Origin of the sequence: Pseudoduganella guangdongensis (genome assembly GCF_009857475.1) — a bacterium.
Taxonomy (GTDB): Bacteria; Pseudomonadota; Gammaproteobacteria; order Burkholderiales; family Burkholderiaceae_D; genus Rugamonas; species Rugamonas guangdongensis.
Window position 1 is genome coordinate 1 of sequence record NZ_WWCJ01000025.1, and the last position, 13,336, is coordinate 13,336.

9 protein-coding genes and 1 pseudogene are annotated in these 13,336 nt (G+C 68.2%); 1 reads left to right on the plus strand and 9 read right to left on the minus strand.

All coding sequences use genetic code 11. The annotated features are described in order from the left end of the window. Positions 1-842 (minus strand): annotated as a pseudogene (locus GTP41_RS23695) (hypothetical protein); the annotation flags it as partial. Between the two features lie 267 nt (positions 843-1,109). After that, positions 1,110-2,411: a sigma-54 dependent transcriptional regulator gene (locus GTP41_RS23700; RefSeq protein WP_229503040.1), complete on the minus strand. Its 1,302-nt coding sequence runs from the start codon at positions 2,409-2,411 to the stop codon at positions 1,110-1,112. A 164-nt stretch (positions 2,412-2,575) separates the two neighbouring features. Between GTP41_RS23700 and GTP41_RS23705 the strand changes: the two genes are divergently transcribed. Beyond that, entirely contained in the window at positions 2,576-3,178 is a 603-nt protein-coding gene (locus GTP41_RS23705) for a 1-acyl-sn-glycerol-3-phosphate acyltransferase (protein WP_161028062.1), read from the plus strand. Here the strand turns inward: GTP41_RS23705 and ureB are convergent. From ureB to GTP41_RS23740, 7 genes are all read right to left on the minus strand, one after another. Continuing rightward, positions 3,156-3,404 (minus strand): urease subunit beta, encoded by a 249-nt coding sequence (gene ureB / locus GTP41_RS23710; protein ID WP_161028063.1) that lies wholly within the window; start codon positions 3,402-3,404, stop codon positions 3,156-3,158. The genes GTP41_RS23705 and ureB overlap by 23 nt on opposite strands. Before the next feature lie 93 nt (positions 3,405-3,497). Next, positions 3,498-5,246, minus strand: coding sequence for a DUF885 domain-containing protein (locus GTP41_RS23715; RefSeq protein WP_161028064.1), 1,749 nt, complete (start codon positions 5,244-5,246; stop codon positions 3,498-3,500). Between the two features lie 44 nt (positions 5,247-5,290). Next, positions 5,291-6,496, minus strand: a complete 1,206-nt coding sequence (locus GTP41_RS23720) for a hybrid sensor histidine kinase/response regulator (protein WP_161028065.1) — start codon at positions 6,494-6,496, stop codon at positions 5,291-5,293. Beyond that, positions 6,493-9,537: a sensor histidine kinase gene (locus GTP41_RS23725; RefSeq protein WP_161028066.1), complete on the minus strand. Its 3,045-nt coding sequence runs from the start codon at positions 9,535-9,537 to the stop codon at positions 6,493-6,495. Before GTP41_RS23725 ends, GTP41_RS23720 begins: the two co-directional genes overlap by 4 nt. Before the next feature lie 61 nt (positions 9,538-9,598). Further along, a complete protein-coding gene (locus GTP41_RS23730) occupies positions 9,599-11,230 on the minus strand; it encodes a SulP family inorganic anion transporter (RefSeq protein ID WP_161028067.1) in 1,632 nt (543 codons plus the stop codon). Continuing rightward, positions 11,230-11,799, minus strand: a complete 570-nt coding sequence (locus GTP41_RS23735) for a TetR/AcrR family transcriptional regulator (protein ID WP_161028068.1) — start codon at positions 11,797-11,799, stop codon at positions 11,230-11,232. Before GTP41_RS23735 ends, GTP41_RS23730 begins: the two co-directional genes overlap by 1 nt. A 74-nt stretch (positions 11,800-11,873) precedes the next feature. Beyond that, the gene (locus tag GTP41_RS23740; RefSeq protein WP_161028069.1) at positions 11,874-13,322 is read right to left on the minus strand and encodes a GGDEF domain-containing protein; all 1,449 of its coding nucleotides are present in this window, start codon (positions 13,320-13,322) and stop codon (positions 11,874-11,876) included. Positions 13,323-13,336 lie beyond the last annotated feature (14 nt).

The following is a 13,336-nucleotide window of genomic DNA, read 5'->3' on the forward strand; positions in this document are numbered from 1 at the left end:
CCGGCATTGCCGGTGGCTCCGCCAGCGCCGCCATTGGCGCCATCGGCATTGCCGCTGGCACCGCCCGCACCGCTACCTGCGGTGCCGACCAGGCCGCCGGCACCGCCCGTAGCTGCTCCTCCCGCACCACCGCCTCCACCTGCACCTGCTGTCACTGCACCACCAGCGCCACCGGCGCCGCCCTCGCCCCCGCGCGCGCCATCGCCGCCACGGCCGGTCGAAGCACCCGATGCCAGGCCACCGGCGCCGCTGGCGCCGCCGCTGCCGGCACCCGCGGTCGCCATGCCGCCGTTACCGGCGCCGCCGCTGCCCGCGCCACCGCTGGCGCTGCCGTTGGTGGCAATGCCGCCGGCACCGCCAGCCGCACCCGCCCCGCCATTGGCTGCGCCGGCCATGCCGCCGCTGCCACTGGCATTGCCGCCCGTGGCGCCGCCCGCGTTGCCGGTGGCACCCGCGCCGCCATTGGCGTTGCCGCCATTGCTGGCGACGTTACCGATATTGTTGATCACGTTGTTGGTCACGGTGCCGGTCAGGGTGCTGGTCGCCGTGGCGGTGGACGTGTTAAAGGCATTCGTCATGGAGGAATTGGCCGTACCGCCATTGTTGGCAGCGGCCGCACCGACCGCGCTGGCCATGGCCGCACCGGTGCTGTTGTTGTTGGCGTTGGCCTGGCTATTGTCGTTGTTGCGATTGGCATTGCTTTCCTGGTTGGCGCTCGAATTGTCGTTCGCTTGTGCCCCCGGCCCGGTCTGTGTGGTGGCGGTGGTTGGCAGTGGTGTCTCCTGAGCAAAGGCTGATCCCATTGCCAGGGCAATGGCTGTTGCAAGCAAAGTTTTTTTCATCTCGTCCTCACTGTTTGTGGTGGTTCCCAAGTGCCCTCAATGCAGCGGCTTGAACCTATATCGCAAGCTTGATGCCAGCGCAGGTAAGCTCTTGATATCATTCGTTTTTGATGCGGCGCTGCAGCAGGAATGCGCTGCCAGGACGGGAAAAGTGTCACGCCGCTGTGACGCGGCAGTAGGCCGGCGCGGCGCGCACAGCCTTGATCTACAGGGGAAATGCGGACAGGAAGGGTGTCACAGGCGTGTGACAGCGCGCTGCGGAGCGGCTCAATCGGCGGCGCGGCGCACGGGGCGCTGCAGCCCGTGCTTGGCCATCAGGCGGTACAGCGTCATGCGCGAAATGCCGAGCTCGCGCGCCACCGCCGTGATGCTGTGGCCGGCGTCAAGCTGGCTTTGCAATGCCAGCCGTTCGGCGCGTTCGCGCGCACTGTCAAGCGCCTCGCCGCTGACGGCGGCGCGCCCCGGCGCCTCCAGCTCCAGGTCGTGCGGCTGGATCAGGGCGCCGTCCGCCATGACGGCGGCGCGCCGCACGCGGTTCAGCAATTCGCGCACATTGCCCGGCCAGTCATGGCTGCGCATGGCGCGCAGCGCGCTGCTGCTAAAGCCGCGCACGCCGCGCGCGCGTTCGGTGGCGTAGCCGTGGAAGACTTCCTCGGCCAGCACCACCACGTCCTCGCGCCGCTCGCGCAAGGCCGGCACTTGCAGCGTCAACACATTGAGCCGGTAATACAAGTCTTCCCGGAAATCACCGCGCGCCACGGCATCCGCCAGCTTGACGTGCGAAGCGGCGATCACGCGCGCATCGACCGGCACGCTGCGCGTGCCGCCCACCCGGTATATCGTCTTTTCCTGCAGGAAGCGCAGCAGGTTGGCCTGCAGCTCCAGCGGCAGGTCGCCGATCTCGTCCAGGAAGATCGAGCCGCCACTGGCGGACTCCACCAGCCCGGTCTTGCCGGCGCCGGCGCCGGTGAAAGCGCCTTTTTCATAACCAAACAGCACCGACTGCACCAGGGAGGCCGGGATGGCGCCGCAATTGATCGGTACGAAGGGGCCGTCCGCGCGCCCCGAGTGTTCGTGTATCGCGCGCGCAACAAGTTCCTTGCCGGTGCCGCTCTCGCCCCAGATCAGCACGGGCGCGTCGGCCCCCGCCACTTTCATGATCTGCTGGCGCAGCAGGGTAATGGCCGGGCTGTTGCCGGTCAGGCGCATGGCGCAGGCGTCAGCCGCCTCGGCGCGCTGGCCCAGGGCGGCCAGCCCCAGCGCATGGCCCAGGGTGTGGCTGAGCCGCCCGGGGTCCAGCGGCCAGGTATGGAAATCCACGCAATGGTCATGTACCAGCTGGCGAAACGGCGCTTCCTGCAGCGCCTGCGGCCGGAATACCGCCACCCAGCGCGGCCGGCTATGGCGCCGCAGGAAATGGTCGAGTTCAACCAGGGGCTCCTGCCAGTCGTCAAGCACCAGCAAGCCCACCGGGAAGTGCTGGCCCTGCAATGCGGTGTCGGCCGCCGCCAGGCCCGCCACGTGGCAGACGTCAAAACCGGCGATGGCGTCGTGCAGGGGGCCGGGCAATGCATGGGGTGGCCCTGTGATACACAAGACTTGCCTTGACATAATTTCACCTTGCGACGGCGTGGAGCGGCGCGATAGAATACTGCCGCACAATTTTTCAGCACCAACTTTCATTGCCTACGATAAGCAATTGTTAATGGTGCCAATAACACAATGGGGGAAGCATGGATCAATATAAGCTACAGGCGAGGAATCTGCCAACACTCAAGCAGCGCCTCGCTTTGCGCGTCCTGCAGGCCTTCGGCTGGAAAATCCAGTTCCGCCCCCTGCCCGGCCCACGCGGCATCTGTGTGGTTTATCCGCACACCTCGAACTGGGATTTCCCGATCGGCGTCCTGGGCAAATGGGCGCTCGACCTGAAGTTCCGCTGGCTGGCCAAGGACAGCCTGTTCAAGATCCCCCTGCTGGGCCGCTGGTTCTATTACCTGGGCGGCGCCCCGGTCGACCGCAGCGCGCCGCAAGGCCTGATCCAGGCCCAGGCCGATGCCATGCTGAAGGAAGACTGGTACTGGGTCGGCATCACGCCGGAAGGCACGCGCAGCTACAAGCCGTACTGGAAAAGCGGCTTCTACCAGCTGGCCATGACGGCCAAGGTGCCGCTGGTGCTGGTCTACATGGATTACCCGCGCAAGTTGCTGAGCCTGGTCGACCACCTGTGGCTGAGCGGCGACGAGGAGCAGGACATGGCGGCCATCCGCGCCGTGTTCGAAGGCCACCTCGGCAAGCATCCGGAACTGATGGCGCCTATCGTCCTGCGCCAACGCTGAAGCCAGCGACCTCCGCATCGCCCTCCAGGCGCACCAGCGTGATGGTGTGCGCCTTGCCCGGCTCGAAGCGCAGCGCCGTCCCCGGCGCGATATCGAGGCGCATGCCGTACGCCTTCCAGCGCTCGAACTGCAGCGCCGAATCGACTTCGAAGAAATGGTAATGGGAGCCGACCTGGATAGGACGGTTCCCCTGGTTTGTTACGGTAAGCGTGGTGCGATCGGTCATATGACGCTATCTGCAAGACTCATGCCAGAGTTTTCAAGTGATTCTCTCACTTTTCCTGCACCAGCATAAGGCATTGCACCAGCGCGGTGCAGCTTATTCTTTCGGATAGGGACTCTTGCCGCCGCTGGCGATGAATTCATCGATGCGCGCGTGCAGCACCGGCAGCGGCACCGAGCCCAGTTCCAGCACCGTGTCGTGGAAGGCGCGGATGTCGAACTTGCTGCCCAGCGCCCGCTCCGCCTTGCCGCGCGCCTCGAAGATCGCCATTTCGCCCAGGTAGTAGGACAGCGCCTGGCCTGGCCAGGAGATGTAGCGGTCCACTTCGGTCATCACCTCGTGCGCGGACAGGGCGGTGTTCTCCATCAGGTAGCGCTGCGCCTGTTCGCGCGTCCAGCCCTTGGCGTGGATGCCGGTATCGACCACCAGGCGCGAGGCGCGCCAGGCCTGGTAGCTGAGCATGCCGAAAATTTCATACGGGGTTTCGTAGATGCCCATTTCCGTGCCCAGGCGTTCCGCGTACAGGGCCCAGCCCTCGCCGTAGGCCGAGATGTAGGCGTTGCGGAACGGCGGACGGCCCTTCTGTTCCAGCGCGATCGGCATCTGGAACGCGTGGCCCGGCGCCGATTCGTGCAGGGTCAGCGCCGGCAGCGAATACAGCGGACGGGCCGGCAGGTTGTAGGTGTTGACCCAGTAGCCGCCGGGGCCGCCGCGTCCGGACGTGTAGTACGGCGCGATCTCGGGCGCCACCGGGATGATGGCAAAGCGGCTGCGCGGCAGGCGGCCGAAGTACTCCGCCACCTTGCCGTCGAACTTCTTGGAAATCCAGGCCGCGCGCATCAGCAGCTCTTCCGGGGTCTTGGCGTAGAACTGCGGGTCGGTGCGCAGGAATTGCAGGAAGGCCGGCAGGTCGCCCTGGAACTTCACCTGCCGCATCACCTCGTGCATCTCGGCGCGGATCTTGGCCATTTCCTGCAGGCCGATCTGGTGGATCTGCTCGGCGCTCAAACTGGTGGTGGTGAACTCCAGGATCTTGGACTGGTAATAGGCTTTGCCGTCCGGGTAGCTTTCCGCCGCCAGGTCCACCTTGGCCTTGGGCACGTACTCCTCGCGCATGAACTTGAGCAGCGCGGCGTGCGCCGGAATCACCTTGTCGCGGATCGCCGCCAGCGCCCCGGCGCGCAGGGCTTCCTGCTCCGCCGCCGGAATGGTGGCCGGCATCTGCTTGAAGGGCTTGAAGAAGACCACGTCTTCCGGCTTGGCGTCGCTGACGGCGGTGATCGATTGCTCGCGCCCTTCCAGCGTGACTTTGGGCGGGGTGAAGCCGCGCGCCAGGCCGGCGCGCATATTGGCGATCTCCTCGCTGAAGTAGCGCGGCACATCGTTCAGCTGCGCGACATAGTTGCGGTAGTCGGCCGCCGTGCGGAAGGTCTTGCGCGACTCGCCCGCCAGGTTGGACCAGAACGAAGAGTCGGCGTTGAGCGGCTTTTCGTATTCGCGGAAACGCTGGTTATCCAGCAGCGACACGATCTGCGCGCGGTACACCTGGAAGTTGATGCGCTCTTTCGGCGAAAGCTGCGCGGGCTTGATGCTTTCGAGTTGGCGCAGCGTGTGCTCCCAGCGCTTCTGGCGCTCCATCTGCAGCGCCGCGTCGACGCGCGGCAGCTGGTGCTCCACGCCACGCACATCGTCCTCGTCAGCCTCCAGGCGCTGTTCCAGGCGCCATTTCCATTCCGACTGGTGGATCGCGGCAAAGCGGGCATCGGCGCTCCCGGGTTTGGCCGCCGCGAACGATGGAGAACTGAAGGCGGCTGCAATGGCGAGTGCTGCGACTAACTGTTTCATGGGGCTCCCGGAGCTCTGGTTGGTAACGGTTGCGGGAGTGTACCTTAAGGCGAAAGCGCCGGCGCCGTCAATGGCAGCGTTATGCGGAAACATGTAGCGCCCGGCGCGGATTCAACCGAAACCTGGCCGCCCAGCACGTGGCACAGCAGGTTATGCACCACGTGCAGGCCCAGGCCGCCGGTGCCGGTGCCCATGCGCGTGGTGAAAAAGGGGTCGAAGATGCGCTCCAGCGTGCCGGGCGTGATGCCGCAGCCGTTGTCCAGCACTTCCAGGCGCAGCAGGCCACATGGCTCGCCCTCTTCCTGCGCCGCGGCCTGCACCCGGATGCAGCCGTCCGCGCTGCCCATGGCGCCGAAGGCGTGCAGCTGCGCGTTGCGCACCAGCTGCTGCAGGATGTGCGCCACCGGGCGGCTGTAGCTGTCCATCCGCAGGCCGCGCGGCACCGCGATGTCGAGCAGCAGGCCATCGGCGGCCAGGCCGGCCTTCAGCGGCTGCAGGGCCTGCGCCACCAGGTCGGCCAGATCGAACTGCGAACGCCGTTCGCTCGACTGGTCCACCGCCACCTGCTTGAAGCTCTCCACCAGGGCCGAGGATTTGTGCAGGCTGCGCAGCAGCAGGCCGGCGGCTTTGGCGGTATCGGCGGCAAAGTGCTCGAGGTCGGAACGCCGCACGCCCGCCCCGATCTGGTCGCTGAAGGCGCGCGCGCGGTCCTCCAGCGTACTGGCAATCAGCACGCTGTTGCCGAGCGGCGTATTGAGTTCGTGCGCCACCCCGGCCACCAGGGCGCCCAGCGCCGCCATGCGCTCATTGCGCGCCACCTCGGCGCGGGCGCTGCGCAGCTCCTCCAGCGTCTCCTTCAACGCTTTCTGGGTGCGCGCCAGGCGGATATGCGCCTGGGCCCGCGCCAGCACTTCCTCCGCCTGGTAAGGCTTGGCGATAAAGTCCACCGCGCCGCACTGGAAGCCGCGCACCTTGTCGTCCATTTCGTACTGGGCCGAAAGGAAGATCACGGGAATATCGCACAGTGCCGGGTCGGCTTTCAGGCGGCGGCACACCTCGAAGCCGTCGATGCCGGGCATGTTCACGTCCAGCAGCACCAGCTCCGGCGGGCGCGCGCTGGCGCTCCACAATGCCAACTCGCCGTCCGGCGCCTGGCGCACCAGGTAGCCGGCATTGCCCAGCAGGTCGCTCAGCAGCTTGAGCGAGGCCGGCGTGTCCTCCACCACCAGGATCTCGCCCAGGCCGCTCATGCCGCGGCGCCTTTCAGGCTTGCCGCGCCTCGCAGCAACTCCCACACTTGCTGGTACTGGTGGCGGTCCAGCATGGCGCGCAGGCAGCCCCCTTGCGCCGCGTCGAGCGCTTCAATGCGCCGCAGCAGCCCCTCCACCTGCTGCATGTCCAGCCCGCGCACGGCACCGGCCAGCTCCTGCAGCAAGGCGGGCGGCAGGCCTGCCAGGCCGGCCGCGCTGGGCACGGTCGGCGCCTCGGGCGCGGCGGGCGCCGCCTCGTCGCGCCGCAGGAAATGCAGCTGCAGCAGCTGCGCCAGCACCGCCAACAGCTGCTCGCTCTGCACCGGCTTGCGCAGGAAGGCGTCGGCGCCCGCGGCCAGCGCCTCCTGCTTTTCCTCCTCGAAGGCGGAGGCGGTCAGCACCAGCACGCGCGGCTGCACCAGCGCCGTTTGCGCGCGCAGCCAGCGCGTGACAGCCAGCCCGTCCTGGCCGGGCATATGCCAGTCCATCAGCACCAGCTCCACCGCACCGCCGGCCAGCAAAGCCATGGCGCTATTGCCGTCCTGCGCCTCCAGCACGTGGAAGCCGAGCGGCGCCAGCATGCTGCGCAGCAGCTCGCGGCTGTCGGCGTCGTCGTCCACCACCAGGATGCGGCGCCCGCGTTCGTCCGGCGGCAAGCCCGCCACCTGGGCGACAAACGGCACCGCCGGCGCCTGCTCGCTCTCCGCCACCTCGATGGCGAAACTGAACTCCGCCCCCGCGCCCAGCTCCGAACGCAGGCGCAGCTCGCCGCCCATCAGGCGCACAAATTCGCGGCTGATGCCCAGCCCCAGCCCGGTGCCGCCGCGCGTGCCGCCCTGGGCCGCCTGCTCGAAGGGTTCGAATATGCGCACCTGGTCGGCCGGCGCGATGCCGATGCCGGTATCGCGCACCGCAAACGCCAGGCGCCAGCGGCGCGCCGCGAGCGGCTGGGCATCCACGTGCAGGCCCACGCCGCCCTGCTGCACGAACTTGGCGGCGTTGGATAAAAGATTCAGCAGCACCTGGCGCAGGCGCGGCCCGTCCGCCAGCACCGGCGGCGGCAAACGGCCGCAGGCCAGGGACAGCTGCACGCCCTTGCGCTCCATGCGCAGGCGCACCATCTCGATCACTTCCTGCAGCAGCGGTTCCAGGGCCAGCGGCTCCAGGGCCACCTGGGCGCGCCCGGCTTCTATGCGCGACAACTCGAGGATGTCGTTGATCAGGCCAAGCAGGTGCTGGCCGGAGCGCTTGATGATGGCCAGGTGGCGCCGTTCGCTCTCGAACATGCTGGCCGATTCGGCCAGCATGCCGGAAAACCCGATCACCGCATTTAGCGGCGTGCGCAGCTCGTGGCTCATATTGGCCAGGAACACGCTCTTGGCCTGATTGGCGGCCTTGGCCTCGGCCACGGCCTCGGACAGCGCGGCGGTGCGCTGCTGCACCAGCTCCTCCAGCCGGCTGCGGTGCGCCAGCAGTTCGGCCTCGGCCAGCTTGCGGCCGCTGATGTCCTCGTAGCTGCAGCGCAGCCAGCGTTTGCCGCTGGCCGGCAGGCGGCGCAGCTTGACCTCGGCCGGGAAGGTGCTGCCGTCCGGCCGCCGCACGGTGCGCTCGAACGTCATCGCCTCGCCCGCCCAGGCCCGCTCGCAATTGGCGCGCACCGCCTGCGCCGGGTCGTCGTCGCCGAACTGGCCGGGCGAGTACAGCGCGCTCGGGTGCATGCCCAGCAACAGCGCGCGCGAGAAGCCGAACAGCTGCTCGGCCTTGCCATTGGCGTCGACAAAGCAGCCCTGGTCGATATCGAGCACCAGGATCGCCTCCGGCGCGTACTCCACCAGCGCGCGGAAGCGCTCCTCGCTTTCGCGGCTGGCCAGTTCGGCCTGCGCCAGGCGGCGCCGCTGCAGCAGCATCACCCCCAGCATGGCCGCCAGCAGCACAATGGTGACGGCGGCGGCCAGCACCGGCGTGCGGTAGGCCTGCCACAAGGTGGGCGGCTGGTTCAGGATGGTGGCGCCGGCCAGCGGCGCCGGATCGATCCGCCAGCGCTGCAAGGCGCGCCAGTCGTACAGGGAAATGACCGGCCCGGCCGCGATGCGCGTCAGTTCGCCGGCCTTGCCCGGCCGGCCCTGCAGGATATCCAGCGCATGCTGGCCCAGTTCCGTGCCCGATTGCCGCAAGCCGCGCACCGCGCCGCCCACCGCGCCCTCGCCCACCGCCAGGTCGAACAGCACGAAGACCGGCACATTCGCCTCGCGCATCACGTCGCGGTGGGCGTCGATGGTGGGCAGGGCAAAGCCGTCGCGGTCGCGGTTGAACATGCCGGCCAGCACCACCGTGTCCGGCGTCAGGTTGTTGATATAGCGTAGCTGCTCGGGCCAGCTCATATTCTGCAGGAACTCGACCTGCACCTTGCGCAGCCAGGGCGCCAGCTCAACCTCCGCCTGGCGTTGGAAGGCACGGTCGGCCTCCGCCATGCCGCCGGTCAGCACCACGCGCCGCGTGCGCGGCAGCAGCTGCATGGCCTGGCGCATGGTGGCGCCGACATCGGGCACGATCGCATACTGGAAAATGGGGCGCGGGCTGGCCGCCAGCTGCACCGTGGAGGGCATGGCATCGGCCAGCAGCGGCGCTTTGGGCGCCAGCGCCGCCAGTTCATGCAGGGCGAAATTCAGGGCCGGCTGCTGCAGCGCGATCACCAGGTCCATGCGCTGGCCGCCGTACTGGGCCAGCACCATGTCGCGCCGCGCCGGCGTGGCCCGTTCGGCATTGGGCTGGTTCAGGTGCAGGTACTCGACGTGGATATGCTCGAGCGGTATGCCGCCATCGCGCAGACGGCGGATAAAGGCGTCGGTGATGCTGTCGAAACCGGGCCGGCCCGGGCCGTATGAATTAAGCAACAGCACATGGGCTTGCGCCAGCCGTGCCGGCGCCGCCGGCGTGGCCGCAGCGGGAACGCTGGCAGGACTGGCGGCAGCCAGCACCGACGCCGCCCATGCCGCCAGTACCATGCTTGCCCAGAGCTGCCTGATAAATGTGCCGACCATGTTCCACGCGTAGAGAGCCTGGAACGATCATACCCAATCCGTAGCGCCCTGCAACTTTTTGTCAGCCGGCCAGGGTGTCGCAGGCGATGGCGGTGCTGAGGAAAATCTGGCCGTTCAGGCGTTGCGGCAAATCGGAATCGCGCAGGCGGTCCATGACCGGGCCCTTGACTTCGGCCAGGTGCAAGCCGATGTTGCGCCGCGCCAGGCTGGCATTCAGCTCGCCCAGGCCGAACAGCGCCGTGGTATCGATGGAACTGACGGAGGACATGGCCAGCACCAGGTTGCGCGCCGTCGGGTGCGTGCGCAATTCGTCTTCGATGCGCTGCTGCACCGCCTCCACATTGCCGAAGAACAGGTTGGCGTCGATGCGCAGCACCAGCAGCTCGGGCCGGGTTTCGGCCGGGTAGCGCTCGATGTTGCGGAAATGCTCGCTGCCGGCAATGCGGCCCAGCACCGCGATATGCGGCCGGCTGGCGCGCCAGATCAGGGTGCCCATCGACAGCGCCACGCCCACCAGCACGCCCGCCTCCACGCCCAGCACCACCACCCCGGCGCCGGTCACCAGCCAGGCCAGCGCGTCGCCCCGGTCGTAGCGCCAGGCGGTGCGCAAGGTGTCCAGCTCCAGCATGCCCAGCACGGCGACGATGATGGTGGCGGCCAGCACCGGCATGGGCAGCAAAGCCAGCCAGCCGGTCGGCGCCACCAGCGCCACCGCCAGCAAACCGGCGGTGATGACGCTGGCCAGCGGCGTTTGCGCGCCAGCCGCGAAATTGACGGCGGAACGCGACATGCTGCCCGTGACCGGGAAGGCGCCCGACACCATGCTGGCGACATTGGCCGCGCCCAGCCCGACCAGCTCGCGGTTGCTGGCCAGTTTTTCATTGCGTTTCAAGGCCAGCGACTGCGCCGCCGACATGCTGATCAGGAAGACCACGAAGCCGACCAGCATGCCCGGCTGCAGCAGTTGCTGCCAATGACCGGGCGAGGTGGCCAGGTTCAGTTGCGGCAGGCCGGTCGGCACCTGGCCGGTGGTCTTCACCCCCAGCGCCTCCAGCCCCAGCACCTGCACCAGCAGCAGGCCAAGCAACACCACCAGCATGGGCGCCAGGCGCGCCGCAATATCGGCCGCGCCCTGGCGCATGCCGCAGGCGCGCAGCAGCGGCGCCAAATGGCTGCGCGACAGCACCAGCAGGAGCAAGGCGCCCAGCCCCAGCGCGGCGCTCGGGCCGTGCCAGTGCGGCAGGTCGGCGCCCAGCAAGGGCTTGAGCTGGCCGAAGGCGATCACCAGCGCCGAACCGACCGTGAAGCCGCTCATCACCGGGCGCGAAAAGAAGTTGGCCAGGAAGCCCAGGCGCAGCACGCCGCACAACAGCAGCATGGCGCCCGCCACCAGCGCCAGTTGCGCCGCCAGCACCGAGTACAGGGCGGAACCGGCCGGCGCCATCTGGCCCACGATGGCGGCGGTCATGAGCGAGACGATGGCCATCGGCCCCACCGATTGCGTCATGCTGGTGCCGAACAGGGCGTACACAAGAGGCGGCAGGATGCTGGCGTAAATGCCGGTCACCGGCGGCAGGCCGGCCACCAGCGCATAGGCCATGCCTTGCGGGATCATCATCATGGCCACCACGATGCCCGCGCTGACATCGCCCGGCAGCAAGGCGCGCCGGTAACTTCGCAGCCAGGCCAGCATCAGCTGCCCTGCTCCAACGTGGCCAGCACGGCGGCCAGGATTTCGTCCGACTGTTTGCGGTCGGCCACCGCGCGCGCCAGCACCAGGGCGCCCACCATGGCGGCATAGGTGGTGATGGCGGCGCGCCGCTGCTGCGCCGGCGCGCCGGGCAGCGCCTGCGCCAGCGCCGCGATCTGCGACTGGAAACTGTCGGCCATGGCTTGCCGCACCTCGGGCCCGACGCGCGACACGTCCGGGCCGAGCGCGGCCAGGGCGCAGCCGCCGCCCGGGTTGTCGCGGTGTTTGGCGGTCAGGTACATATGGGCCAGCGCCGCGCGCGGATTGGCGGGCGCTGCGGCCAGCAGCGTGCGCCACTTTTCCGCCGAGCCTTGCATGGCCTTGCCGAAGGCTTCGGCCAGCAGGTCTTCCTTGGAGGCGAAATGGCCGTAGAAGCCGCCGTGCGTCAGGCCGGCGCATTTCATCAGGTCGGCCACGCCGATGCCGTCGTAGCCTTTTTCGCGGAACAGGCGGGATGCTGTTTCAACAATGCGCTCGCGGTTCTGCGCCGCTTGCTCCCTGCTTACACGCATGATCTTCTCCCCGGTTATTTTTATTATGGATGTAATATATCATACGTGAATGACCGTCGTCATGCAAAGTCCGGTCAGCGCGCCATGGCCAGTTCGACGCAATTGCGGCCGGCCCGTTTGGCGCGGTGCAAGGCCGCTTCCAGCCGCGCCACCAGTTCCGTCGCGCCCTCGTCCGGCGCCAGCTGGGCCACGCTGAAACTGGCGGTGACGGCATCGGCGCCGGCCAGTTCGGTGGCGGCGATGGCCTGGCGCAGTTCCTCCGCCAGTTTAAAGGCATCGATCGCCACGGTGTGCGTGGCCACCACCAGGAACTGCTCGCCGCGCATGCGCGCCAGCGTGTCGGAATTGCGCAGGCGGCTCTGCACCATGCCGGCGATCTGCGCCAGCGCGCGGTCGCCCGTGGTGTAGCCGTACAGCTCATTGACGGTGCGGAAGCTGTCGATATCGAAGGCCAGCACCGCCAGCGGCAAACCGTAGCGGCGCGCGCGGCGGATTTCGCCATCCAGCACCTGCTCGCCCTGGCGCCGATTGGCCACGCCGGTCAGGCCGTCGAACGGCGTGACCTCGGTCAATTGCAGGCCCAGGGCGTCGTTCTGCAGGCGCAGGTCGCTCATCACCATGCCAAAGCTGATCAACTGCGCGGCCGAGCCGAAACAGGCAAAGTGCTCACGGCTGAGGACCAGCGGACGGTCGAACAGCATGCTGACGGCACCCAGCAAGGGCCCGCCCGGCTCGCCGCGCAGCGGCATGGCCAGCAGCATATGCACGCCCTGCCCTTCCAGCAGCGCCGCCAGTTGCGCGTCGCCCGCCTTGTCCGGCGCGTCGAGCAGCAGCAATTCCCCGCGCAGCGCCGGGGCATCGAGCAGCTCGCGGCGGCCGGCCAGCACATCGTGCATGTCGAGGTCGATGCGGGCGTCCTGCGCCACCAGTTGCAAGTTGCCATCGGCATCCGTGCGCAACAGCGCCGCATGGCAGATGCCGGGATAGCCGCACAGGGCGTTGCAGACGCGCGCGCCCATGCGCTCCAGTTCTTCCGATCCGTACAGGGCGCGCTGCAGGCTGCGCTGGATCGCCAGCAAATCGTTCAGCTCCGCTTCGCGGTCCAGCAAGTGCTGCTGGGCGGAAGCCAGGGTGTCCGCCACGGGCGCCATCAGCCCCGCCACGGCGTCGCGCAGCTGCGGCAAGTCGAGCGGGGTAATGCGGTAGGCCAGCGGGCCTTGCGCCATCAGCTCGGCCATGGTGGCGGAACGGGTATACGGGCAGAGCACCAGCACCGGCGCACCGGCGCGGCTGCGCACCAGCGCGGCCAGCTCGGTACCGGCCGGCATGGCGGCGCCGTTCAGGTCAATCACCAGCAAGGAAATCTTGTTCTGCGCCAGCGCATGGCGCGCGCTGGCGATACTGTCCGCAGTCAGCAAACGGTCGAAGGACTCGGCGCAGGCAGCCAAAAATTCCTGGCGCCTGGCGGCATCGGGATGGAGGAAAAGGCCGGTACGTTGACGACGGCCAGCAGCATTAGCCATGCGGCTTAGTGTGC

What these genes read in the sequence shown, in the direction of transcription:
- GTP41_RS23705 (WP_161028062.1), top strand. Translation starts at nt 2,576, where the DNA reads ATGGATCAATATAAGCTACAGGCGAGGAATCTGCCAACACTCAAGCAG.
- GTP41_RS23715 (WP_161028064.1), bottom strand. Translation starts at nt 5,246, where the DNA reads ATGAAACAGTTAGTCGCAGCACTCGCCATTGCAGCCGCCTTCAGTTCT.
- GTP41_RS23725 (WP_161028066.1), bottom strand. Translation starts at nt 9,537, where the DNA reads ATGGTCGGCACATTTATCAGGCAGCTCTGGGCAAGCATGGTACTGGCG.
- GTP41_RS23735 (WP_161028068.1), bottom strand. Translation starts at nt 11,799, where the DNA reads ATGCGTGTAAGCAGGGAGCAAGCGGCGCAGAACCGCGAGCGCATTGTT.
- ureB (WP_161028063.1), bottom strand. Translation starts at nt 3,404, where the DNA reads ATGACCGATCGCACCACGCTTACCGTAACAAACCAGGGGAACCGTCCT.
- GTP41_RS23740 (WP_161028069.1), bottom strand. Translation starts at nt 13,322, where the DNA reads ATGGCTAATGCTGCTGGCCGTCGTCAACGTACCGGCCTTTTCCTCCAT.
- GTP41_RS23730 (WP_161028067.1), bottom strand. Translation starts at nt 11,230, where the DNA reads ATGCTGGCCTGGCTGCGAAGTTACCGGCGCGCCTTGCTGCCGGGCGAT.
- GTP41_RS23720 (WP_161028065.1), bottom strand. Translation starts at nt 6,496, where the DNA reads ATGAGCGGCCTGGGCGAGATCCTGGTGGTGGAGGACACGCCGGCCTCG.